This window comes from Mycobacterium sp. (assembly GCF_040509115.1).
GTDB lineage: Bacteria > Actinomycetota > Actinomycetes > Mycobacteriales > Mycobacteriaceae > Mycobacterium.
In genome coordinates this window covers 1-23,089 of the sequence record NZ_JBEVLO010000329.1, presented here as the reverse complement: position 1 = coordinate 23,089, position 23,089 = coordinate 1, and the positions used below count along the sequence as shown (strand labels likewise).

Sequence of the window (23,089 nt, the reverse complement as noted above, 5' to 3'; positions counted from 1 at the left end):
TCGGCTGAACTCCTACTACGCCGACATCGCCGGGCTGGCACCGCGGACACGACAGATGGTGATGGCCGCGGGCAGCGTCGAGTGGACGGTGGTGAGCACCGAAGTCGAGGCGTTGCAGCTGGAATACAACTGGATCAAGGAGTTTGACCCGCGGTTCAACATCCGCTACCGCGACGACAAGTCCTACCCGGTGCTGGCGGTCACCCTCAATGAGGAGTATCCGCGGCTGTTCGTCTATCGCGGCCCGCGCCGCAAGGGCGTGCGCTACTTCGGCCCGTACTCCCATGCCTGGGCCATCCGCGAGACCTTGGACCTTCTCACCCGAGTGTTCCCCGCCCGCACCTGTTCTGCGGGAGTGTTCAAGCGGCACAATCAGATCGGCCGCCCGTGCCTGCTCGGCTACATCGACAAGTGTTCGGCTCCGTGCGTTGGACGGGTGACCGCCGAGGAGCACCGCAAGATCGTGCTCGACTTCTGCGACTTCCTCGCGGGCAAGACCGATCGGTTGGCCCGCGACATGGAGCAGCAGATGACCGCGGCCGCGGAGGAGCTCGACTTCGAGCGCGCGGCCCGGCTCCGCGACGACATCGGGGCGCTCAAGCGGGCGTTGGAGAAGCAGACCGTGGTGTTCGGTGACGGTACCGACGCCGACGTCGTCGCGTTCGCCGACGACGAGCTGGAGGCCGCCGTCCAGGTGTTTCACGTCAGGGGCGGCCGGGTCCGCGGTCAGCGGGGCTGGGTGGTCGAGAAGTCCGGCGAGCCCGGAAAGTCGGGGCAGGAACACCTCGTCGAGCAGTTCCTCACACAGTTCTACGGCGATCAGGCCGAGCTCGGCGGCGCGGGCGCCGCCGGAGTGGACGATGCCACCAACCTCGTTCCCCGGCAGGTCCTGGTGCCCGTGCTTCCCGACAACGCCGACGAGCTCGCGGCCTGGCTGAGTGGCCTTCGGGGCTCCAACGTGCAGCTGCGGGTGCCGCACCGTGGTGACAAGCGCGCGTTGGCCGAGACGGTGCACCGCAATGCGCAGGAGGCGTTGCAGCAGCACAAGCTGAAGCGCGCAGGCGACTTCAACGCCAGATCCGAAGCGCTGCAAAGCATTCAGGACTTCCTCGGACTCACCGACGCACCGTTGCGCATCGAGTGCGTCGACATCAGCCACGTGCAGGGCACCGACGTCGTCGCGTCGCTGGTGGTATTCGAGGACGGGTTGCCCCGAAAGTCGGACTACCGGCACTACGCGATCCGCGAAGCGGCGGGTGACGGGCGTTCCGACGACGTCGCGTCCATTGCCGAGGTGACGCGTCGCCGCTTCGCCAGGCACGTCGCCGACGCCCAGGCGTCCGTCGTCGAGGACGGCAAGGCCACGGAGGACGGTCCTCGCACGAGCGCCCGTCCGGCGAGGTTCGCGTATCCGCCCAACCTGTTCGTGGTGGACGGCGGCGCACCGCAGGTCAACGCCGCCGCCGCCGTACTGGACGAACTCGGCGTGACCGACGTGGCCGTGATTGGGCTGGCCAAGCGTCTCGAAGAGGTCTGGGTGCCCTCCCCAAGGGGAGAAGCGGCCGAACCGATCATTCTCCCCCGCAACAGCGATGGCCTCTACCTGCTGCAGCGGGTACGCGACGAGGCCCACCGCTTCGCGATCAGTTACCACCGCAGCAAACGCTCCAAGCGCATGACCGCGTCCGCGCTCGATGCCGTGCCAGGTCTGGGAGAGCACCGCCGCAAGGCGCTCGTCACGCACTTCGGGTCGGTGGCACGACTGAAGGATGCGAGCGTCGAGGAGATCATCGCGGTGCCGGGAATTGGAGTGACCACGGCGAACGCCGTCCTCGAGGCGCTCGGGGTGCCTACGATCAAGCACGAGGCGGGGACACAAGGATGACGAACCAGGGGACCAACAGCGAGATGCCAGAGGCGGATCGCTAGTGACCGACGGGTTTCACGACGGTTTCATGGACGGACGCCGCGCCGACGACGAACTCGGTGCAGGCATCGACGTCGTCCTCGTCACGGGGTTGTCGGGTGCCGGGCGGGGCACCGCGGCCAAGGTGCTCGAGGATCTCGGATGGTACGTCGCGGACAACCTGCCGCCGGAACTGATCGCCCGCATGGTCGATCTGGGTCTGGCGGCGGGTTCGCGCATCACGCAGTTGGCGGTGGTGATGGACGTCCGGTCGCGGGGCTTCACCGGGGACCTGGAGTGGGTGCGCAACGATCTGGCCACCCGCAACATCACGCCGCGGGTGTTGTTCCTCGAGGCGTCGGACGACATCCTGGTGCGACGGTACGAACAGAACCGCCGCAGTCATCCACTGCAGGGCAATCAGACTCTGGCAGAGGGCATTACCGCCGAGCGCACCTTGCTGGCGCCGATTCGCGCGGCGGCCGATCTGGTGATCGACACGTCATCGCTGCCGGTCCCTGCGCTGCGGGAGACCATTGAGCGTGCGTTCGGCGCGGAAACCGTCGCCCACACCAACGTGACCGTGGAGTCGTTCGGCTACAAGTACGGGTTGCCGATGGATGCCGACACGGTGATGGACGTCCGGTTCCTTCCGAACCCGCACTGGGTAGACGAACTGCGCCCGCACACCGGGCAGCATCCGGCGGTCCGCGACTACGTGCTCGGGCAACCGGGCGCGGTCGACTTCATCGACACCTACCATCGGCTGCTGGACGTCGTCATCGACGGATACCGCAGGGAGGGAAAGCGCTACATGACCGTCGCCATCGGATGTACGGGTGGCAAGCATCGCAGCGTCGCGATTGCGGAGGCCTTGGCAGGCCGGTTGCACGGTGATGGTGAGTTGACGGTGCGCGTGCTGCATCGAGATCTGGGGCGCGAATGAGTATGCGCATCGTCGCGCTGGGTGGCGGCCACGGTCTGTACGCCACGTTGTCGGCGGCGCGACGGCTCACCCCGCACGTCACTGCCGTGGTGACGGTCGCCGACGACGGCGGTTCGTCGGGCAGGTTGCGTAGCGAACTCGACGTCGTCCCGCCAGGCGACCTGCGAATGGCGTTGGCGGCGTTGGCCTCCGACAGTCCGCACGGCCACCTGTGGGCAACCATCATTCAGCACCGGTTCGGCGGCAACGGCGCACTCGCTGGCCATCCGATCGGCAATCTGCTGTTGGCGGGACTCAACGAGGTGCTCGCCGATCCGGTTGCGGCACTCGACGAGCTGGGCCGCATCCTGGACCTCAAGGGTCGCGTGCTGCCGATGTGCCCCATCGCCCTGCAGATCGAGGCCGACGTGGCGGGGCTGGAGGCGGATCCCCGCATGAGTCGGGTGATCAGGGGCCAGGTGGCGGTCGCGACGACGGTCGGCAAGGTGCGGCGCGTGCGCCTGCATCCGGGTCACCCGCCCGCCACCCGGCAGGCGCTCGACGCGATCATGGCAGCCGATCTGGTGGTGCTCGGACCGGGCTCGTGGTTCACCAGCGTGATTCCGCACGTCCTGGTTCCGCAACTGGTGGCGGCCCTACAGGCCACCAAGGCGCGCCGGGCCCTGGTACTCAATCTGGTCGCCGAGCCGGGGGAGACGGCGGGCTTTTCCGCCGAGCGCCACATCCACGTATTGGCGCAGCATGCGCCGGGATTCACCGTGCACGACATCGTCGTCGACGCCGCCGGTGTGCCCGGCGAACGGGAACGCGATCAGCTTCGGCGGACCGCCGCCAGTCTCGACGCCTACGTCGAGTTTGCTGACGTGTCCAGACCTGGTACACCATTACATGACCCGGCGAGATTGGCCGCGGCGCTGGAGCGGGTGCGGCTACGCGGTGGGGTACCCCAGACGCCGACGGTTCCGACTCCCGCCGCGCAGTCGGTCGACGAGAGGTGACGATTTCGTGGCGATGACAGCCGAGGTCAAAGACGAGCTCAGCCGACTCGTGATCAACTCGGTCAGCGCGCGGCGCGCTGAAGTGGCATCCCTTCTCCGGTTCGCAGGCGGCCTGCACATCGTCGCGGGCCGCGTCGTGGTCGAGGCCGAGGTCGATCTGGGCGTCATCGCGCGACGCCTGCGCAAGGACATCCACGATCTGTACGGCTACAACGCGGCGGTGCACGTGATGACCGCGGGCGGCATTCGCAAGGGCACCCGGTACGTGGTGCGGGTGCAGCAGGACGGTGAGGCGCTGGCTCGCCAGACGGGTCTGCTGGATCTGCGTGGCCGCCCGGTCCGTGGGTTGCCGGCCCAGGTGGTGGGCGGCAGCGTCGGTGACGCCGAAGCTGCTTGGCGCGGCGCGTTTTTGGCGCATGGCTCGTTGACGGAGCCCGGCCGGTCGTCGTCGCTGGAGATCAGCTGCCCCGGTCCGGAGGCGGCGCTGGCCCTGGTCGGTGCGGCGCGCAGGCTCGGCGTCAGCGCGAAGGCCCGCGAGGTGCGGGGCAGTGACAGGGTGGTGGTGCGCGACGGCGAGGCCATCGGCGCGCTGCTGACTCGGATGGGCGCCCAGGACACCCGCCTCACGTGGGAGGAACGCCGACTGCGCCGCGAGGTGCGGGCGACCGCGAACCGGCTCGCCAACTTCGACGACGCGAACCTGCGCCGATCGGCGCGGGCGGCGGTGGCCGCGGCCGCGCGGGTCGAGCGTGCACTGCACATTCTCGGCGACACGGTTCCCGACCACCTGTCGGCCGCGGGACGGCTGCGGGTCGAGCACCGACAGGCTTCGCTGGAGGAGCTGGGCAGGCTCGCGGATCCGCCCATGACGAAAGACGCTGTGGCTGGTCGCATTCGCCGCCTGCTGTCGATGGCCGACCGCAAGGCGAAACAGGACGGCATCCCCGACACGGAGTCCGCCGTGACGCCGGACCTGCTCGACGACGCCTAGGTGTGATGTCAGGGGAGGTCGGGTGTCCGCGCCGCCGGTGAACTCCGTGCGACGAAGGGGGCCGAGAATCGCCGACGATTCACGACGGGTACTCGTTGCGGACCTGCCGCGGGAACTAGCGTGGCGACATGGACCTCCTCAGGGTCGGCCTCGCCCTCCCGGACCCGCCGTTCAACGGAATGACCGACGGCGGTGGCCTCGACATCGACCTGATCCATGCGCTCGCAGCGAAGCTCGGTACGGACGTACGACTGCAGCCATACCAGGGCGCTGACTTCAATGGCATCTTCGACCGGCTGACGACGGGGGAGTACGACTGCGTCATCGCGGGCACGACGGTGACGCCCGAGCGCGAGCGCGTGGCGGCATTCGCTCCGCCCTACCTCGTCTCCGGCCAGGGGCTCGCCGTCGACACCCGCAGGCATCCCCGGGTGCGATCGATCGACGACCTCGCAGGCCTCACCATCGGCGTCCAACGCGGCAACACCAGCCAGCCAATCGCGGAGGGCCTCGTCGCCGAGGGAAAGGCCAAGGCGGTCCGGATCTACGACTACGGCGGCATCCGGGCCGCCCTCTCGGACCTCGCCAACGGAGGCTGCGACGCGCTGGTGAAACTCGCGCCGGTGCTCACCGAACTGGTCAAGGACGTCGCCGACGTCGAGGTCGTGCAGCGCGGCATCTCGCGCGAGGAGATCGCCATCGCCGTCGGGCTCCACGACGGTGCCCTCGGGCAGCGGATCGCCGCGGCGCAGGCGGACCTGGAAGCCGACGGCACCCTGCAGCAGCTGCGCCGCAAATGGCTGGGCAACCCGTATCGCGACCAGGGGTTGAGCAGGCTCTGATCGGGTTGATGGCTGGCACCTGGCCGCAGAGCGACCCGGGGAGGCGACACGTCGCATTACCGGATCATCTGGGTCGCAACACCGGATCATCTGGACGGACACCGCGCGCCTGACCAGTCCGCGCGCGGGTTTGGCGCCCCGACTAGGCTGACCGCGGGCATTAGTCAATCGATCAAGGAGTGCAGAAGTGACCATCCGGGTAGGCATCAACGGCTTCGGCCGAATCGGGCGCAACTTCTTCCGGGCACTGGATGCGCAGAAGGCCGCGGGCTCCAACGCCGACGTCGAGATCATCGCCGTCAACGACCTCACCGACAACGCCTCGCTGGCGCACCTGCTGAAGTTCGACTCGATCCTGGGCCGGCTGCCCTACGACGTCAGCCTCGAGGGCGACGACACCATCGTCGTGGGCTCCACCAAGATCAAGGCGCTCGAGGTGAAGGAAGGCCCGGCCGCGCTGCCGTGGGGTGACCTGGGTGTCGACGTCGTCGTCGAGTCCACCGGCATCTTCACCGCGCGCGCCAAGGCGCAGGGCCACTTGGATGCGGGCGCCAAGAAGGTCATCATCTCCGCGCCTGCGAGTGACGAGGACATCACCATCGTGCTTGGCGTCAACGACGACAAGTACGACGGAAGCCAGAACATCATCTCCAACGCGTCGTGCACCACGAACTGCCTCGGCCCGTTGGCCAAGGTGCTCAACGACGAGTTCGGCATCGTCAAGGGCTTGATGACCACCGTCCACGCCTACACCCAGGACCAGAACCTGCAGGACGGTCCGCACAAGGATCTGCGTCGCGCCCGCGCCGCCGCACTGAACATCGTCCCGACGTCGACCGGCGCGGCCAAGGCCATCGGTCTGGTGCTGCCCGAGCTGAAGGGCAAGCTCGACGGCTACGCCCTGCGGGTGCCGATCCCCACGGGCTCCTGCACCGACCTGACCGTTGAGTTGGCCAAGGCGGGCACCGCCGCCGAGATCAACGCCGCCATGAAGGCTGCCGCCGAGGGCAAGCTCAAGGGCATCCTCAAGTACTACGACGCCCCCATCGTGTCCAGTGACATCGTCACCGATCCGCACAGCTCGATCTTCGACTCCGGCCTGACCAAGGTCATCGACAATCAGGCCAAGGTCGTGTCGTGGTACGACAACGAGTGGGGTTACTCCAACCGCTTGGTGGACCTGGTCGCGTTGGTCGGCAAGTCGCTCTGACCGGATAACCGTGTCGATCAAATCACTGGCAGACCTTCTGAACGAAGGCGTCGAGGGTCGGGGCGTGCTGGTGCGCTCCGACCTCAACGTCCCACTCGACGACGAGGGCAACATCACCGATCCGGGCCGGATCCTCGCCTCGGTGCCCACCCTGAAGGCGCTGTCCGACGCCGGAGCCAAGGTCGTCGTCACGGCCCACCTCGGTCGTCCCAAGGACGGTCCGGACCCCAAGTTCTCGCTGGCGCCCGTGGCCGCGGCACTCGGTGCGCAGCTGGGCAGGCACGTCCAGCTCGCCTCCGACGTGGTGGGCTCTGACGCGCTCGCCCGCTCGGAGGGACTGACCGACGGCGACGTGCTGATGGTGGAGAACATCCGCTTCGACCCGCGGGAAACCAGCAAGGACGACGCCGAGCGCCTCGCGCTGGCCAAGGCGCTCGCCGAACTGGTCAGCGCTGCCGACGGTTCGCCGGGCGTGTTCGTGTCCGACGGTTTCGGCGTCGTGCATCGCAAGCAGGCGTCGGTGTACGACGTGGCCACCCTGCTTCCGCACTATGCGGGCACGCTGGTGGCCACCGAGGTCAAGGTTCTCCAGCAGCTGACCAGCTCGACGGAGCGCCCGTACGCCGTGGTGCTCGGCGGCTCGAAGGTGTCGGACAAGCTGGCCGTCATCGAGAACCTCGCCACCAAGGCCGACAGCATCGTCATCGGCGGCGGCATGTGCTACACCTTCCTTGCCGCACAAGGACTTTCGGTCGGCACGTCACTGTGCCAGCCGGAGATGATCGAGACCTGCGCCAAGTTGCTCGAGGACTACGGCGACGTGATCCACCTGCCGGTCGACATCGTCGTCACGGAGAACTTCGCCGCCGACTCCCCTCCGGAGACCGTGGCCGCGGACAGGATTCCCGCCGACAAGATGGGCCTGGACATCGGCCCCGAGTCGGTCAAACGCTTCACCGCCCTGCTCTCCAACGCCAAGACCGTGTTCTGGAACGGCCCGATGGGGGTGTTCGAGTTCCCCGCCTACGCGGCGGGCACCAAGGGCGTGGCCGAAGCCGTCATCGGCGCCACGTCCAAGGGGGCGTTCAGCGTCGTCGGAGGTGGCGACTCGGCGGCTGCGGTGCGGCAGCTGGGTCTGCCCGAGGATGGCTTCTCGCACATTTCCACCGGTGGCGGAGCTTCGCTGGAATACCTTGAGGGCAAGACGCTGCCGGGGATCGACATTCTCGATCAGCCCTGACTCACCCCCGCTCGACAACCGAGGAGACCCGTGCCCCGCAAGCCGTTGATCGCCGGCAACTGGAAGATGAACCTCAACCACTTCGAGGCCATCGCGCTGGTTCAGAAGATCGCCTTCTCGCTGCCGGAGAAGTACTTCGACAAGGTCGACGTCACGGTGATTCCGCCGTTCACCGACCTGCGTAGCGTCCAGACGCTCGTCGACGGCGACAAGCTCAAGCTCACCTACGGCTCTCAGGACGTCTCGAAGCACGACTCGGGCGCATACACCGGTGAGATCAGCGGTGCCTTCCTGGCCAAGCTCGGGTGCACCTTCGCCGTCGTCGGCCACTCCGAGCGTCGGACGTATCACGACGAGGACGACGAGCTGGTGGCCGCCAAGGCCGCGGCGGCCCTCAAGCACGGACTGACGCCCATCGTCTGCATCGGCGAGGGCCTCGAGATCCGCGAGGCCGGTGAGCACGTCGCCTACAACGTGAATCAGCTGAAGGGCTCGCTGGCCGGATTGTCGGCCGAGCAGATCGGGTCGTGCGTCATCGCCTACGAGCCGGTGTGGGCGATCGGGACCGGCCGCGTCGCCAGCGCCGCCGACGCCCAGGAGGTGTGCGCAGCCATCCGCACCGAACTCGCGGAGCTGGCCTCGCCAGGCGTCGCCGACGCGGTGCGGGTGCTGTACGGCGGCTCGGTCAATGCCAAGAACGTGGGGGAGATCGTCGGGCAGGCCGACGTCGACGGCGCGCTGGTCGGCGGCGCGTCCCTGGACGGCGAGCAGTTCGCGATCCTCTCGGCGATCGCCGCCGGCGGGCCGATTCCCTGATCGGGTGGGGCGCCCGGTAGTCTGGCGCTCATGGTTTTGGGCCTGCAGATCACCCTCCTCGTCACCAGCGTCCTGGTGATCCTGTTGGTGCTGCTGCACCGCGCCAAGGGCGGCGGCCTGTCGACACTGTTCGGTGGCGGCGTGCAGTCCAGCCTCTCCGGATCGACCGTCGTGGAGAAGAACCTCGACCGATTGACGTACTTCGTCACCGGCATCTGGGTCGTCTCCATCGTTGCCGTCGCGCTCGCGATCAAGTACGGGATCTAGCACCGGCAGTAATTCACCGGCCACCGACGTCGCGCAGGATCGCGGCGGTGGCCTCGGAATGACCGTGCTCGGCCCACCCCAACGGCGTCGCACCGTGCTCGGCGTCCACCACGTTCGGATCGGCACCGCAGTCCAATAGCGCACGCAGCAGGTCCACGTCGCCGATCCACGCGGCATGGTGAAGCAACGTGTGCCCGTCGAACGGTGCGTCGAGGTCACCGCCCCCGGCCGCCACGGCCCGCACCCCGTCGGGCGTGGCCGCCGAGGCGATCGGCGGTTCGGGGCGCTCCGGTCGCCATGGCGACGGCGAAGCCTCCGGGCGACCGTCGGCGAACCCATGCGCCGCCAACAGCTGGAGACGCTCGGTGAAGCCGTGATCGCGGGCCCAGTCGACCTGCCGCTGCACCATCTCCACCGGACCCTCCAGCGCCTCGCCGAGACGACGGTGCCACGAGCCGCCGGTGCCGCGTCCCAGCCCGTGCTCCAGCAATACCCGCAGATGGCCGTCGTCCCTGCCGAACATCCGGTTGTACAGCGTTTGAGCGTCGTTCGGGTCGGCCCCGCGCGCGAGGAACAATCGGGCGAGGACGTCGCAGGCGGGATGCCGCGGTTGGCGGCCAGGGCCCGCCTCGCCCTCGCCGAAGCACAGCGTCAGCAGGGTGAACGGCGTCGGCAACCCCAGCCACAGATATCCGGCCTCGGGATCCGCGCCGGCGTCAAGGAGGATGCGCGCGGTTTCCACGGGATCCCGCTGCGGCACGCGCGAGGCGGCGAGATAAAACAGGGCCGTCCACCCGTGCGGGCCGCCCAAGGCGTGGGCGCCGGCGGGATCGTCGGCCAGCTGGTCCGCCACGGCTGCCGGATCACCCACCGCCGCGGCGGCGAACAGGCTTCGGGTCTGCAGGTCGGGGTGGTCGCGCAGAACGGCCTCGGCAGCCGCCCAGCGCTGCGGGCCGTCGTTCTGCGAGTACGTCAGGCACGCCAATGACAGGAAGCGCGAGAGCGGGTCCTCGGCCGGGGCCGCCGTCGGGTCGCGGCGAAGGTCCTCGGCGGTGCGCAGATACGCCCGCAGCCGGGGCCAGCTGCTGAAGCCGACACTCGCCGCGACGACGTGTTGGGCCGCGGTCAACGCGAATGCCGTTGGCTCCGAGGGTGTTCCGTCGGGATGATGACGGGACACCATGGCGAGAGCGTCCTCGTGCCCGGCGTCTGAGCTGTCGCGCACGGCGCGCTGCAGGCGGCGAGCGTCGCGTCGGAACCGTTCCAGGGAGGGATTGTTGGGGAGCGACGGGGCCACGGCGGCCTCCTTTCGTCAGCCCGCGGTCCGCTGCGTCGGGCCGAAAGGAGACAGGCCTGACCGATACTCATTCCAGGAGGGCTGAGCCCTTTTCCGCGGACCGGAGGCGCCCAGGACGCCGGCGCCGACGCTACCTGACTAGTCGTCGGTTGGAAACCACTGCGCCTCATACCCCGTGCCGAGCACCTGGACCTCGTCGAGGTGTGCTGGATCGACGGCGGACGGGTCGACGCCGAGCACGGTGCCGTTCGCCAGCGTCCCTGGCGTGATCCGGTTGCCCACGCACCAGACCAGGGTCAACGGGCCGCTGGACCCACGTCGGGGCTCTTGTCGGCGAAGCCCACCGGATGGGGTTCGCGGAGACGCTGGTGCGTCAGCTCACAGGATGCCGCCGAGGCCGGGCAGGTTGCCGACGACGGGAGCATCACCGAGAAGGCCGCCGCCCCCACTGACGGGGCGGTTGCTGGTGCAGTCCGGCCCAGGGCCCGGGGTGGCTCCGACCTTGACGCAGCACGTCGTGGGGCTGCCCGCAGGCGAATTCGGGCACTCCGGGCCAGCGCTGGCCGTAGCGGCGAACCCGAAGGCTGCGAAGCCGAACGACGCGGCGCCGAGGCCTGCGATCGCGAATCTCGACAGGGCGACGGTGGTCCTTGACGTCATGAGCACTCTCCAACCTGTGTTTGCTATACGTCGAGCATGCCTCATCGGCTCCGCCTTCTCAAGAGTTTGCCGGCGTGGCGTCGAACGGCCTCGTTCTGCGGCCCGTTCCCGGTACGTCGATACTTGGATCCATGGCCGACGCTCCTGATACCGCCCTCGAACCGATCGGGTCGGTACGCCGGACCCAGGTCGGCCGCGAGGCGACCGAGCCCATGCGCGAGGACATTCGCCTCCTCGGCGCGATTCTCGGTGACACCGTGCGCGAGCAGAACGGCGACGAGGTGTTCGACCTCGTCGAGCGAGCCCGAGTCGAGTCGTTTCGGGTCCGCCGCTCCGAGATCGACCGCGCCGAGCTCGCCAACCTGTTCGACGGGATCGACATCAACAAGGCCATCCCGGTCATCAGGGCGTTCACGCACTTCGCGCTGCTGGCCAACGTCGCAGAGGACATTCACCGCGAGCGTCGCCGCGCGGTCCACGTGGCCGCCGGGGAACCGCCGCAGCGCAGCAGCCTGGCCGCCACCTACCTCAAACTCGAATCCGCCGAACTGGATTCCGCGACCGTAGCGGACGCCTTGACCGGCGCGCTGGTGTCGCCGGTCATCACCGCTCACCCCACCGAGACCCGGCGCCGGACCGTGTTCGACACGCAGCACCGCATCACCGAGTTGATGCGCCTGCGGATGCGCGGGCACGCCCGCACCGATGAGGGGCGCAACATCGAGCTCGAGCTGCGCCGCCACATCTTGGTCCTCTGGCAGACGGCCCTGATCCGATTGTCCCGGTTGAAGATTCAAGACGAGATCGAAACCGGGCTGCGCTACTACCCGGCCGCCTTCTTCGAGGTGATCCCGCAGGTCAACGCCGAGGTGCGCACCGCCCTCCAGGCCCGTTGGCCCGATGCGCACGTACTCGAAAAGCCGATCCTCCGGCCGGGGTCGTGGATTGGTGGTGACCGCGACGGCAACCCGAACGTCAACGCCGACGTCGTCCGACTGGCCACTGGCAGCGCGGCGTACACGGCACTGGCGCACTACTTCGTCGAGCTGACGGCGCTCGAGGAGGAGCTCTCGATGTCGGTGCGGCTGGTGAACATCAGCGACGACCTCCAGGCGCTCGCCGACACCTGCGGTGAGCCCGCGCGCGCCGACGAACCCTACCGGCGCGCGCTTCGCGTGATTCACGGACGGTTGACGGCGACGGCCGCGGAGATCCTCGACCGGCAGCCCCAGTATCAGCTCGACCTCGGGATGGAGCGGTACGCGACGCCCGCCGAGTTCCTCGCGGATCTCGACGTCGTCGACGCATCCCTGCGCGCCAACGGCAGCGCGGTGCTGGCCGACGACCGCCTCGGCCGTCTGCGGGAAGCCGTGCACGTCTTCGGGTTTCACCTGTCGGGGCTCGATCTGCGGCAAAACTCCGAAGTGCACGAAGAGGTGATGGCCGAGCTTCTTGCGTGGGCTGGCGTGCATCCCGACTACCGATCGCTTTCCGAGGACGACCGCGTCGAGATCCTCGTCGCCGAACTGGCCACCCGCAGGCCGCTGGTGAGTCCGGGAGCGGAACTGTCCGAGCTCGCCCGCAAGGAACTCGACATCACGGCAGCGGCCGCACGGGCGGTCCGGGTGTTCGGTCCGTCGGCCGTGCCGAACTACATCATCTCGATGTGCCAGTCGGTGTCGGACATGTTGGAGGCGGCGGTCTTCCTCAAGGAGGCTGGGCTGCTTGATGCGTCGGGCGATGAGCCCTACGGCCCCGTCGGCGTCGTCCCACTGTTCGAGACCATCGACGACCTGCAGCGTGGCTCGTCCATCATGGAAGCGGTGCTGGACATTCCGCTGTACCGCGCGCTAGTGCACGCGCGCGGCGAGCAGCAGGAGGTGATGCTCGGGTACTCCGACTCCAACAAGGACGGCGGCTATCTGGCCGCCAACTGGGCGCTGTACCGGGCCGAGCTCGACCTGGTCGAGATGGCCCGCAAGACCGGAATTCGCATGCGCCTCTTCCATGGTCGCGGCGGGACCGTCGGCCGAGGCGGTGGCCCCAGCTACGACGCCATCCTCGCGCAACCGCCCGGCGCGGTGAAGGGTTCGTTGCGGATCACCGAACAGGGTGAGGTGATCGCCGCCAAGTACGCCGAGCCGACCATCGCCCACCGCAACCTGGAAACCCTGCTCGCGGCGACCCTGGAGTCGACGCTGCTCGACGTCGAGGGTCTCGGGGACGCGGCCGAGCCCGCCTACGAAGTGCTCGACGACCTCGCCGCCCGTGCGCAGCACGCGTACTCCGAATTGGTGCACGAGACACCGGGTTTCGTGGAGTACTTCAAGGAATCCACTCCGGTCAGCGAGATCGGTTCATTGAACATCGGCAGCAGGCCGGCCTCCCGCAAGCCGACCACGGCGATCTCCGATCTCCGCGCGATCCCATGGGTGCTGTCGTGGAGTCAGTCGCGGGTGATGCTGCCCGGCTGGTACGGCACAGGCGCCGCCTTCGAGGAGTGGGTCGCCGGAGGCGACGGCCGGCTCGAGGTGCTGCAGGATCTCTACCAGAAGTGGCCGTTCTTCCGCTCCGTGCTGTCCAACATGGCGCAGGTGCTCGCGAAGGCGGACATGGGACTCGCGGCCCGGTATTCCGAACTCGTCGCCGACGAAGCCCTGAGGCACAGGGTGTTCGACAAGATCGTCGCCGAGCACGACAGGAGCATCAAGATGCTCCGGCTGATCACCGGTCAGGACGACCTGCTCGCCGACAACCCTGCGCTGGCACGATCGGTGTTCAACCGGTTCCCGTACCTCGAGCCGCTGAACCACCTGCAGGTGGAGCTGCTGCGGCGCTACCGCTCCGGTGACGAGGACGAAAAGGTCAAGCGCGGAATCCTTCTCACGATGAGCGGGCTGGCGACCGCACTGCGCAACAGCGGGTAGCTCCCGCCAGCCGGTAGTCAGTCCGCGGCGCGCAGCAGGGCCACGTCGGAGACCATCCGAATGTGTTCTGCCATCGCTTGACTGGCCCCGGCTGGATCCTTTCGGCGCACCGCGTCGGCGATCTTGCGGTGTCCTTCCAAAGATGCCCGGGGTCGATCTGACTGCGACAGCGATTCGATGCGCGTTTCGCGCACCAGTTCGGCGATCTCGCCCATGAGTCGGGCCAGAAGCGGGGAGTGAGCGGCCGTCGTGATGGCGGCGTGGAAGTGCTCGTCACCCCCGACGCCGCGCTCGCCCTCCCTGATCTCGGTCTCCATGATCACCAGCGCATCGTCGATCTCAGCCATCTCGGCCTCGCTCCGACGCTCGGCGGCCAGTTCGGCGAGCTTCACCTCGAGCGCCTCGCGCGCCTCGATGACCTCGGGAATGCGGTCGGCGTGCTCGCGCAGAGCCATTACGGCCGAGTCGCCGACAGGACGGCGGACCAGGACGGCGCCGTCGCCGTGGCGGACCGAGAGCAGCCCCTGGACCTCGAGTGCCACCAGGGCCTGGCTCAGGGAGGCCCGGCTCACGCCGAGCTGGGCGGCCAGTTCGCGTTCGGGTGGCAAGCGCTCACCCGGTTGCATGTTGCGGTCAGCCATGTGGGCGCAGAGCTGCTCGACGATCACCTCGTAGAGCCGGGGGCGCGCTACCGGTCGAATTTGCTCAGCCACTGACTCACTCACTCTCTTTTCCTTCGGGCCAGGATACCGGTGGGTAGGACGTATGACGACGACCACACCACCCCTTGACAGTGATCTGGTTCACCTGATTCACTGCTAGTGACCCAGTGGCTAGGCCAATTAGCCACCTGAAGACTGGAGAAGGCCATGCCCGTTGAAGTCGTACCGATCCTGGCGTTGGTGGTGATGTTCGTCGCCGCAACGGTGCTGCCGGTGAACATGGGGGCGCTCGGTTTCGTCGCAGCGTTCTTCGTTGGCACCGTGGCCGTCGGGATGGACGCCGACCAGATCATCGGCGGCTTTCCCAGCAGCCTGTTCCTGACCCTGGTCGGCATCACCTACCTCTTCGCGATCGCGCAGAACAACGGCACCGTCGACCTCCTGGTGCGAGGGGCCGTCCGGCTGGTACGCGGCAAGGTCGCCCTGATTCCCTGGGTGATGTTCGGCGTCACCGGGGTGCTGACGGCCATCGGGGCCCTCGGCCCCGCCGCGGTCGCAATCGTCGCGCCCATCGCGCTCGGCTTTGCCTCCCGGTACAAGATCAAGCCCCTGCTCATGGGCATGATGGTGGTTCACGGTGCCCAGGCCGGCGGATTCTCACCGATCAGCATCTACGGCGTCACCGTGAACAACATCGCGTCGAAGGCCGGCCTGGTGAACAGCCCGCTCACCCTGTTCCTCGGCAGCCTGCTCTTCAACGCCGCAATCGGCGTGGCCCTGTTCGTCTTCCTCGGCGGCCGCGAGTTGATCGGCCGCAGCGTGCACGACGAGGACGGCCTGCGTTCCGACGACGACGCCGGCACGGTCGGAGGCGGGAAGTCGCCGGCCACCGTCATGCGCGGGTTCGGCACGACGACCACCAAGGCGCCGTCGCAGGCCGTAACCGCCGAGAAGGCGCCGCCGCTGGCGACCGCGGTGAAGGCGATCACGTTCGAGCAGATCCTCACCCTCGTCGGCCTGGTGTCACTAGCGGTGTTCTCGCTCATCCTCGACCTCGACGTCGGGTTCGTGTCGATGACCGTCGCGGTCATCCTGGCCCTGGCGTCGCCCAAGGCGCAGAAGGGCGCCATCAACCAGATCAGCTGGTCGACCGTCCTGCTCATCGGTGGCGTGCTGACCTTCGTGGGAGTCCTTCAGGAAGCCGGCACCGTCGAATGGGTTGGCAACGGCGTCGCGGCACTCGGCGCGCCGCTGCTGGTCGCGCTGCTGCTCTGCTACATCGGTGCGGTCGTCTCGGCCTTCGCCTCCTCGACTGCCATCCTCGGTGCCACCATTCCGCTGGCGGTGCCCTTCCTGATGGCGGGCGAGGTCGGCGCCGTCGGCGTGGTCGTCGCCCTCTCGATCGCCTCGACGATCGTGGACGTCAGCCCCTTCTCGACGAACGGCGCCCTGGTGCTGGCCAATGCCCAGGGCGTGGACCGGGACGTCTTCTACAAACAAATACTCAAGTACAGCGCCCTGGTGGTAGTCATCGGCCCGCTAATCGCCTGGGCGACCCTGGTGCTCCCCGGCTGGCTCTAGACCCCGTCTCGCGACGAGCGGCGGCATGCGGTCTGCGCATGACGCCGCTTCGTCGTGTCTGCCGATGCCGCTGAGCTGCGGGTTCTCATCAAAGCGATGGTTGACGGACGAGCAACGTCGTGGTCCAATAAATTGGCTAGTCCACTCATCCACTAGGTCAACTCTCTTGAGGAGCATCCCGCATGCCACTGAACACGACAGGCAGAACCGGTCCGCTACAAGGCACCGTGGTGCTCGACCTGACGCGCGCCCTCGCCGGTCCGCACGCGGCGATGATGCTGGGCGATCTCGGCGCCGACGTCGTCAAGGTCGAAAGCCCCAAGGGTGGTGATGACACCCGCACCTGGGGACCGCCGTTCGTCGAACCCGCCGATGCCGAGCGGGAATCCACCTACTTCCTCAGCGCGAACCGAAACAAGCGCTCGATCACCCTCGACCTCAAGACCGACGACGGCCGGGCGACCCTCGAAGAGATGGTGGTGAAGTCCGACATCCTGATGGAGAACTTCCGAACCGGCGTCCTCGACCGACTGGGATTCTCGCCGGAACGATTGGCCGAACTGAACCCGCGGCTGGTCATCCTGTCGATCAGCGGCTTCGGCCACGACGGCCCGGAGGGCGGCCGATCGGGTTACGACCAGATCGCCCAGGGCGAGGCGGGGCTGATGTCGTTCACCGGCTCGGGACCCGACGACGTGCAGCGGGTCGGAGTGCCCATCGCCGACCTGCTCGCCGGAATGTACGGAGCGTTCGGGGTCCTGGCCGCACTGCGCGATCGCGACCGCACCGGCAAGGGTTCGGTGGTACGAACGTCGCTGCTGGCCAGCGTGGTCGGCGTGCATGCGTTTCAGGGCACGAAGTGGACCGTCGCCGGTGAGATCGGCGAGGCGCAGGGCAACCACCATCCCTCGATCTGCCCGTACGGCCTGTTTCCCACCGCCGACGGCGCCGTACAGATCTCGGTGGGGAGCGAGGGCCTGTGGCACCGCTTCTGCGAAGGATTCGGCATCGACCCCGACCGCGACGGAATGGCCACCAACCCGCAGCGGGTAGCCAACCGCGCCGAGGTCGTCGAGGAGGTCTCGAAGCTGTTCTCGACCCACGACACGGCGCCCCTGCTGAAGCTCCTCGACGCGATGGGCGTGCCTGCGGGCAAGGTGCGCAACGTCCGGGAGGTGTACGAGTGGGAGCAGACCACATCGCAGGGCCTGCTCATCGACGTCGAACACGCGACGCTCGGCGCGGTCAGGCTGCCCGGCCCGCCCCTGCGCTTCTTCGAAGCCGACGGAACCGAGACGACGGAGACGCGCCACCTCGCGCCACCGGTGCTCGGTGGGGACGAGGACCTGGTGCGCGCCTGGTTGAAGGAAGCGGTCTGATGCGCAGGCTGTCGGCACCGGAACTGCTCGACGTCCTGGCCGACGCCGACAGCTTCGAGTGCTGGGACTCGCCCGTCGTCGAGCACGCCGTGGACTCCGCATATGCCGAGGAACTCGCGGCGGCCAGGGCAAAGACGGGCCTCGACGAGTCCGTGATCACCGGCGTGGTCACGATCCGCGGTCGCAAGGTGGCAATCCTGTTGAGCGACTTCGCCTTTCTCGCCGGTTCCATCGGCGTGGCGGCGGGGGAGCGACTCGTCACCGCCATTCACCGCGCCACCTCCGAGGGGCTGCCGCTGCTGGCGTTGCCGACCTCCGGAGGCACCCGGATGCAGGAGGGGACAGTGGCATTCCTGCAGATGGTCAAGATCACCGCGGCGATCACCGCCCACAAGGCCGCCCATCTGCCCTACCTCGTGTACCTGCGTCATCCGACCACCGGGGGAGTCTTTGCCTCTTGGGGATCGCTTGGCCACGTCACGGTCGCCGAGCCGGGGGCGCTCATCGGTTTCCTCGGTCCCCGCGTCTACGAGGCGCTCTATGGCGACCAGTTCCCCGTCGGCGTGCAGACCTCGGAGAACTTGCAGACCCACGGGCTCATCGACGCAGTTCGGCCGCCGGAGCAACTCGGCGAGATCGTCGACCGCGCCCTGCGCATCATGACCGACGCCCCTCGCATGCGCCCCCAGGTGACGGACGCTCCGGACTGGCCGATTGCAGACGTCCCGGCATGGACCTCGGTCCAGGCGTCGCGCAGACGTGACCGGCCAGGGGTGCGGGAATTGCTGTTCAATGCCGCAGCAGACGTGTTGCCGCTCAACGGCACTGGGCAAGGGGAGTCCGATCCGGGCCTGATCCTCGCGCTGGTCCGGTTCGGCGACATGCCCTGCGTGCTGCTCGGGCAGGATCGCAGCGGGCAGACGCCTCTGACTCCCTTGGGCCCGGCGGCGCTACGCGAGGCCCGTCGGGGTATGCGTCTGGCCAGCGATCTTCGGCTTCCGCTCGTCACGGTCATCGACACCGCCGGTGCGGCGCTGTCCAAGGACGCCGAGGAAGGGGGGCTCGCCGGCGAGATCGCCCGTTGCATCGCCGAAATGGTCGACCTGGAGATCCCCACCGTGTCGCTGCTGCTGGGCCAGGGCACCGGCGGTGGCGCGCTGGCGCTGGTGCCCGCGGACCGGGTCCTGGCGGCGCAGCACGCGTGGCTCTCCCCCCTACCCCCCGAGGGTGCCAGCGCCATCGTGCACCGCGACGTTGCCCATGCGCCGAAAATGGCCGTGCAGCAGGGCATCCGCTCCCTCGACCTGCGCCGCGACGGCATCGTCGACCTCATCGTCCCCGAGCTACCCGACGCGGCCGACGAGTCACGTCAGTTCTGCGAACGCGTCGGCGCGGCCCTGCACCGGTCCCTGAGCGAGCTGGTGGCGCAGGACGCGGACATGCGTCGCATCGCCCGCGGGAAGCGCTTCAACCGGGTGGGCCGCTAGCGGTTCGCACATACTGCGGCGTCACGTCTCCTGCATATTCGACGTCACCGATCCACCGCCGCGATCCTCCTGGTCCAACCGGATCGGTTGCCCATGTGGCGTGCGATCGGCCGCCAGCGCCCACGCCGCCCGGTAGCGCGTCAAACTGTCGCGCGATGCCAGGCGCTTGGTCACGACGAGCCGCTCCAGCGCAGCCAGCCAGTGTTCGTAGTAGGCGGCGCCGTCGTCGGGTTGGCCGGCGGCCGCAGCGATCTCGGCTCCGAGCGCGTCTGCCCACTCCCGTGCCGTGAACACACCGGACTCCTGCATCGCCCGCACCATGGCGAACGCCCGCGCCTGCCAAGGCGCACCGAAGGCGGGTTCGCTCACGACGTGGGCTCCAGGTACGGCTCGAACGCGTCGATCGACACGGTGGTTCCCGGCTCGCCGTCCTCACCCCATAGTTCGCCGCCGTCGAAGCGGACCGTGTACAGCCACTGCGGGTCCTCGCCGTCTCCACGGACGACGCTGTCGGGGAACACGTTCGGGGCGTGAACCCGCTCGACGACGCCGACATGCCCTCGGACGTAGCGCGGCAGCCGGGTGTGCGATCGCGGATGCACGTTGCGGGCCCGCACCCGATCACCGGGCTGGAACAGCGGCGCGGCCTGCGCATCGCGGACGAACGAACCCCGTTTCAGCACCCGCGGCACCCGATCCGCCGTGAACGGACCGTTCTTGAGGTCGCGTCCCGCAACGGCCGACCGCCCGTCGTCGAGCTCGTCCTGGGTGACCAGGCCGTGCTCGATCAGGACGAGCTCGAGTCGGCGCAGCCATCGTTCGTAGTACGAGCTGGACAGGTAGACCACCGGCGGCAGACGCTCGATGCCGTGACGGCCCACGTCGATGTTCCACGTTCCCGACGCGCTCATCGCGCTGCTCATCGCATACGCGCGACCCTCCCACGGGTGATGGAATCTCGGCTCGTCGTGCTCCGGCCTGACGGGGCCGAAGCCATCCATTCCGCCCATGTCGTGGATGCCGTCCATCAGGCGTCGACACCGACCGGCTCGGAACCGCTCGTCGGCAGCCCCACACCCACCATGCTGTCCCTGCTGACGAGGGCCGCCAGCCGGTCCTCGTCCCACCCGTCGGTACCGGGAGGGCGCATGGGGAGCACGAGATACCTGGTCTCGGCCGTCGAGTCCCAGACGCGGATGTCGACGGTCGGCGCCAGTGCGAGTCCGAACTCCGCGAGCACCTCGCGTGGCTTCTTGACCGTCCGCGACCGATAGGCGTCGGATTTGTACCACACCGGCGGCAGCCCGAGAACGTCCCACGGGTAGCAGGAACAGAGCGTGCAGACGACCACGTTGTGCACGTCGGAAGTGTTCTCCACCGCGATGAGTTGATCGCCGACGCGCCCGTCGTCGGCGAACGTGGCGACGGCGGTGGTGGCGTCAGCCAACAGCTCTGCGCGATAGGTGGGGTCGACCCACGCGCGCGCCACCGCCTTCGCTCCGATGTGGGGACCGATCCTGGTCTCGTGGGCTTCGACGATCCGGTCGAGCGCCTCGGAAGTCAGATAGTCCTTCTCGGTGAGCACCGTTTCGAGCGCGCGGACGCGCAACTCCAGCTCGGACAGTGACGAGAAGTGATCGCCGTCGTTCGCGGACATGGCTCGACCATAACCAACGTCATCGGTGCGCGTATCGAACCCGACAAAGCTCCGCGGACCGCGCGACACCGCCGATCTGCGCACCCACCGGTCGTGGATACGCGTCCCACTCGGGCGTCATCCCGTACCGGCCGACCAGCCTCGTCATCGCCATCGTCATGGCGGACAACGAGAATGGCTGCGCCGGACACGAGTGTCTGCCGTGCCCGAAGGCCGTCACCAGCATCGGCGACGCCAACGCGCCCGCGTCGACGAGAAGATGACGGTGCCAACGATCGGGATCCCACGTCTGCAAACCGGGCGCCGACGTCGTGTTGAGCAGGGGCAGCAGGGTGGCGATGATCCATCCCGGCGGAACCTCCACGGCACCCACGCCCGTGTCGAACACGACCGGTTTCATCACGACCCGGGCCATGATCGACCGCTGCGCCAACCGGATGCTCTCCAATGCGCAGCGCTGGGCCAGATCGGCGTCGCCCGCGGCGACGCGCCGCAGGTGCTCCGGGTGCTCGAGCAGGTCGACGATGGCCCAACCGAGTGCAGCCATCAGGTTGGCCATCGACGCGACGTGGATCAGCGCGACGTCCATGGCGATGCCTCGGCAGCGCACGTCCGCCGGCTCCCCGGACCACGCCTCGACGATCCTGCCGAAGAGCCCATCACCGGCGGCCGATCCCGAATCATGCTGGCGGACGGCATCTTCGACGATGTCGGTCACGGTGTGGAGGGCGGCCCGCTCGGCACGCTTCTCCGATGCCTCGACCGCCGCCATCGCGTCGGGATGAACGAAGGCCTCGGAGCCGTCGAGCACGTCGAACGCGGCCACCAGTCGCTCGAAGGTGTCGCCGTCGGCGCAACCGGGACCTGCCCACGAGGCCAACCCCATCCGATGACCCAGCCGCCGGGTCATGCCGAAGAGTTCGACGGATCCCGCCTCGCCGAGCTCGTCCTCCGTGGCGTCCAGCGCGTGACCGAGATTGGCCAGATACGACGAGACGTCGTCCCGGCGGAACAATGCGTTGGGCAGCAACCGCCGACCCACGAAGATCTCGTCGGGTAGTTTGCGCCGCAGCATCCGGTAGTCCGCCATGCCCTTGCTCGCCGATTCCTCCGGCAGGGCGTAGAGCGACTCGACCCCCGTGGGGGAGAACGTGAACAGATGGTCGCTGCCCCCGCTGCGCACCACGAACGAGTCTCCGCACGCCGCGCGAGCCGCCGCCACCGCCGCGACCGCATCGGGAACCTGGACGTCCCACGGCAACCCGACGCCGTCTGCGACGGGCAGGAGGTCGAGCGGGCTCGTCACTAGCCCCGACTTCTCAAAGGCCCGTGCTCTTGCGTACCGCGTTGACGGCGCCGCGCACGGCGTTCTCCGTCGCGGCCCACGGCGCCATCACCTGTTCGCCGATGCCCACGATGCGTTCCACCCGCTCGACGATGGCTTCCAACCGCTCCACGACCCCGATCAGGCGCGGGGCCAGTTCGTCGATGCGGGTGATCGTCTCGTTGAACCGCTCCAGGGTGGCGTCCAGGCCGGTGGTCGACTTGTCCAGGACGGCGAGCGTCAGGCCGAGATCGGTCAGCAGCGTGTCGACCTGTTCGACGGTGACGTCGGCATTCAGCGCGGCTTGCGTCAGGGTCTTGATGCGTTGCCGAGTCGGTGACTGCCTTCGCCGACCATCGCCTCTGTCTGCCATGGCAATCAGTATGGGGGCTCACTGTGCATCCTCGGCGCAGCCGGTCCCCGTCAGAGCTTCCTGAGCCGCCGCTGAACCGACATCACCGGAACGTTCGTCGCCATGCCCCTCCTCAGACTGGGCCGCAAGGCACTCGTGTTCAGGAGCACGAGGTGTCGCAGTCCGTGCACCGGCTGCCATCGCGTAACCCCCACGCAGGAGTGCCGTGGGCGATATGCGCGTATTCAGTGGCTGATCGAGACAACCGACCTGAAGCGCCATGTGAACCCCCCGACTCACGAGAGCTTCACAGTACGACTAACTGACGAGGGCGTCGACTACTTTCGTCCGCCGGGTGTGAGCTACAGCTTCGAAGCGGCCGCTTCGTCGAGCAGCCACACCGTGGCCACCCGCCCTGCGGCACCGGCGGCAGGCACGTCGTCGGCGGTCGCCCCGCCGATCGCTGCGGCCACGGCATCGGCCTTCTCGGCGCCCGCCACCACCAGCCACACCTCGCGCGCACGGACGACAGCGGGCAGCGTCAGCG

Annotated in this window: 23 protein-coding genes; 13 read left to right on the top strand and 10 right to left on the bottom strand. The window is 68.2% G+C overall.

The genetic code is table 11. The features are described 5' to 3' along the window. The 9 genes from uvrC to secG form a co-directional block, all read left to right on the top strand. Positions 1-1,885 (top strand): excinuclease ABC subunit UvrC (uvrC, locus tag ABW137_RS23130; RefSeq protein ID WP_526403786.1); only part of this gene is annotated, 1,885 nt, incomplete at its 5' end. A 70-nt stretch (positions 1,886-1,955) separates the two neighbouring features. Then, positions 1,956-2,852: an RNase adapter RapZ gene (rapZ, locus tag ABW137_RS23125; protein ID WP_526403788.1), complete on the top strand. Its 897-nt coding sequence runs from the start codon at positions 1,956-1,958 to the stop codon at positions 2,850-2,852. After that, the gene (locus ABW137_RS23120) at positions 2,849-3,850 is read left to right on the top strand and encodes a gluconeogenesis factor YvcK family protein (RefSeq protein ID WP_526403785.1); all 1,002 of its coding nucleotides are present in this window, start codon (positions 2,849-2,851) and stop codon (positions 3,848-3,850) included. Before rapZ ends, ABW137_RS23120 begins: the two co-directional genes overlap by 4 nt. 7 nt (positions 3,851-3,857) lie before the next feature. After that, positions 3,858-4,841, top strand: a complete 984-nt coding sequence (gene whiA, locus ABW137_RS23115; RefSeq protein WP_526403784.1) for a DNA-binding protein WhiA — start codon at positions 3,858-3,860, stop codon at positions 4,839-4,841. Positions 4,842-4,969: 128 nt separating this feature from the next. Then, positions 4,970-5,683, top strand: a complete 714-nt coding sequence (locus ABW137_RS23110; protein WP_526403783.1) for an ABC transporter substrate-binding protein — start codon at positions 4,970-4,972, stop codon at positions 5,681-5,683. 187 nt (positions 5,684-5,870) lie between these two features. Continuing rightward, positions 5,871-6,893: a type I glyceraldehyde-3-phosphate dehydrogenase gene (gap, locus tag ABW137_RS23105; RefSeq protein WP_526403782.1), complete on the top strand. Its 1,023-nt coding sequence runs from the start codon at positions 5,871-5,873 to the stop codon at positions 6,891-6,893. Positions 6,894-6,903: 10 nt separating this feature from the next. Then, positions 6,904-8,133, top strand: coding sequence for a phosphoglycerate kinase (locus ABW137_RS23100; protein WP_526403781.1), 1,230 nt, complete (start codon positions 6,904-6,906; stop codon positions 8,131-8,133). 30 nt (positions 8,134-8,163) lie between these two features. Beyond that, positions 8,164-8,949: a triose-phosphate isomerase gene (gene tpiA / locus ABW137_RS23095; RefSeq protein ID WP_526403780.1), complete on the top strand. Its 786-nt coding sequence runs from the start codon at positions 8,164-8,166 to the stop codon at positions 8,947-8,949. A 30-nt stretch (positions 8,950-8,979) separates the two neighbouring features. Continuing rightward, positions 8,980-9,216 (top strand): preprotein translocase subunit SecG, encoded by a 237-nt coding sequence (gene secG, locus ABW137_RS23090; protein WP_526403779.1) that lies wholly within the window; start codon positions 8,980-8,982, stop codon positions 9,214-9,216. A gap of 13 nt (positions 9,217-9,229) precedes the next feature. On the opposite strand, the gene ABW137_RS23085 is transcribed toward secG, so the two are convergent. From ABW137_RS23085 to ABW137_RS23075, 3 genes are all read right to left on the bottom strand, one after another. After that, complete coding sequence (locus tag ABW137_RS23085) at positions 9,230-10,513, bottom strand: ankyrin repeat domain-containing protein (protein ID WP_526403778.1); 1,284 nt, start codon at positions 10,511-10,513, stop codon at positions 9,230-9,232. Positions 10,514-10,651: 138 nt separating this feature from the next. Next, positions 10,652-10,795 carry a hypothetical protein gene (locus ABW137_RS23080; protein WP_526403777.1) on the bottom strand — a complete coding sequence of 48 codons (144 nt, stop codon included), beginning with the start codon at positions 10,793-10,795 and terminating at the stop codon, positions 10,652-10,654. Between the two features lie 96 nt (positions 10,796-10,891). Beyond that, entirely contained in the window at positions 10,892-11,173 is a 282-nt protein-coding gene (locus ABW137_RS23075; protein WP_526403776.1) for a hypothetical protein, read from the bottom strand. A 131-nt stretch (positions 11,174-11,304) separates the two neighbouring features. Here ABW137_RS23075 and ppc point away from each other — a divergent pair, with 131 nt between their 5' ends. After that, positions 11,305-14,100: a phosphoenolpyruvate carboxylase gene (ppc, locus tag ABW137_RS23070; protein ID WP_526403775.1), complete on the top strand. Its 2,796-nt coding sequence runs from the start codon at positions 11,305-11,307 to the stop codon at positions 14,098-14,100. 17 nt (positions 14,101-14,117) lie between these two features. Here the strand turns inward: ppc and ABW137_RS23065 are convergent, their stop codons facing one another. Further along, positions 14,118-14,813 (bottom strand): FadR/GntR family transcriptional regulator, encoded by a 696-nt coding sequence (locus ABW137_RS23065; RefSeq protein ID WP_526403787.1) that lies wholly within the window; start codon positions 14,811-14,813, stop codon positions 14,118-14,120. Between the two features lie 156 nt (positions 14,814-14,969). Between ABW137_RS23065 and ABW137_RS23060 the strand changes: the two genes are divergently transcribed. From ABW137_RS23060 to ABW137_RS23050, 3 genes are all read left to right on the top strand, one after another. Next, positions 14,970-16,343: an SLC13 family permease gene (locus tag ABW137_RS23060; RefSeq protein ID WP_526403774.1), complete on the top strand. Its 1,374-nt coding sequence runs from the start codon at positions 14,970-14,972 to the stop codon at positions 16,341-16,343. Positions 16,344-16,525: 182 nt separating this feature from the next. Further along, positions 16,526-17,722: a CaiB/BaiF CoA transferase family protein gene (locus ABW137_RS23055; protein ID WP_526403773.1), complete on the top strand. Its 1,197-nt coding sequence runs from the start codon at positions 16,526-16,528 to the stop codon at positions 17,720-17,722. Beyond that, complete coding sequence (locus ABW137_RS23050) at positions 17,722-19,209, top strand: carboxyl transferase domain-containing protein (protein WP_526403772.1); 1,488 nt, start codon at positions 17,722-17,724, stop codon at positions 19,207-19,209. The genes ABW137_RS23055 and ABW137_RS23050 overlap by 1 nt, the downstream gene beginning before the upstream one ends. A gap of 21 nt (positions 19,210-19,230) precedes the next feature. Here the strand turns inward: ABW137_RS23050 and ABW137_RS23045 are convergent, their stop codons facing one another. From ABW137_RS23045 to ABW137_RS23020, 6 genes are all read right to left on the bottom strand, one after another. Continuing rightward, the gene (locus ABW137_RS23045) at positions 19,231-19,578 is read right to left on the bottom strand and encodes a nitrile hydratase accessory protein (protein WP_526403771.1); all 348 of its coding nucleotides are present in this window, start codon (positions 19,576-19,578) and stop codon (positions 19,231-19,233) included. Continuing rightward, positions 19,575-20,237, bottom strand: a complete 663-nt coding sequence (gene nthB / locus ABW137_RS23040; protein ID WP_526403770.1) for a nitrile hydratase subunit beta — start codon at positions 20,235-20,237, stop codon at positions 19,575-19,577. The genes ABW137_RS23045 and nthB overlap by 4 nt, the downstream gene beginning before the upstream one ends. Continuing rightward, complete coding sequence (gene nthA, locus ABW137_RS23035) at positions 20,237-20,866, bottom strand: nitrile hydratase subunit alpha (protein ID WP_526403769.1); 630 nt, start codon at positions 20,864-20,866, stop codon at positions 20,237-20,239. The genes nthB and nthA overlap by 1 nt, the downstream gene beginning before the upstream one ends. A 19-nt stretch (positions 20,867-20,885) precedes the next feature. Continuing rightward, the gene (locus ABW137_RS23030) at positions 20,886-22,172 is read right to left on the bottom strand and encodes a cytochrome P450 family protein (protein ID WP_526403768.1); all 1,287 of its coding nucleotides are present in this window, start codon (positions 22,170-22,172) and stop codon (positions 20,886-20,888) included. Between the two features lie 13 nt (positions 22,173-22,185). Continuing rightward, the gene (locus ABW137_RS23025; protein WP_526403767.1) at positions 22,186-22,563 is read right to left on the bottom strand and encodes an ATPase; all 378 of its coding nucleotides are present in this window, start codon (positions 22,561-22,563) and stop codon (positions 22,186-22,188) included. A gap of 341 nt (positions 22,564-22,904) precedes the next feature. Continuing rightward, positions 22,905-23,089: 6-phosphogluconolactonase (locus ABW137_RS23020; protein ID WP_526403766.1), on the bottom strand; the 185-nt coding region annotated here is incomplete at its 5' end.

Bases quoted from the DNA above. Each gene is read 5' to 3' on its own strand.
- rapZ (WP_526403788.1), top strand. From the start codon at position 1,956: ATGGACGGACGCCGCGCCGACGACGAACTCGGTGCAGGCATCGACGTC.
- ABW137_RS23120 (WP_526403785.1), top strand. From the start codon at position 2,849: ATGAGTATGCGCATCGTCGCGCTGGGTGGCGGCCACGGTCTGTACGCC.
- ABW137_RS23110 (WP_526403783.1), top strand. From the start codon at position 4,970: ATGGACCTCCTCAGGGTCGGCCTCGCCCTCCCGGACCCGCCGTTCAAC.
- secG (WP_526403779.1), top strand. From the start codon at position 8,980: ATGGTTTTGGGCCTGCAGATCACCCTCCTCGTCACCAGCGTCCTGGTG.
- ABW137_RS23075 (WP_526403776.1), bottom strand. From the start codon at position 11,173: ATGACGTCAAGGACCACCGTCGCCCTGTCGAGATTCGCGATCGCAGGC.
- ppc (WP_526403775.1), top strand. From the start codon at position 11,305: ATGGCCGACGCTCCTGATACCGCCCTCGAACCGATCGGGTCGGTACGC.
- ABW137_RS23060 (WP_526403774.1), top strand. From the start codon at position 14,970: ATGCCCGTTGAAGTCGTACCGATCCTGGCGTTGGTGGTGATGTTCGTC.
- ABW137_RS23055 (WP_526403773.1), top strand. From the start codon at position 16,526: ATGCCACTGAACACGACAGGCAGAACCGGTCCGCTACAAGGCACCGTG.
- ABW137_RS23050 (WP_526403772.1), top strand. From the start codon at position 17,722: ATGCGCAGGCTGTCGGCACCGGAACTGCTCGACGTCCTGGCCGACGCC.
- nthB (WP_526403770.1), bottom strand. From the start codon at position 20,237: ATGGACGGCATCCACGACATGGGCGGAATGGATGGCTTCGGCCCCGTC.
- nthA (WP_526403769.1), bottom strand. From the start codon at position 20,866: ATGTCCGCGAACGACGGCGATCACTTCTCGTCACTGTCCGAGCTGGAG.
- ABW137_RS23025 (WP_526403767.1), bottom strand. From the start codon at position 22,563: ATGGCAGACAGAGGCGATGGTCGGCGAAGGCAGTCACCGACTCGGCAA.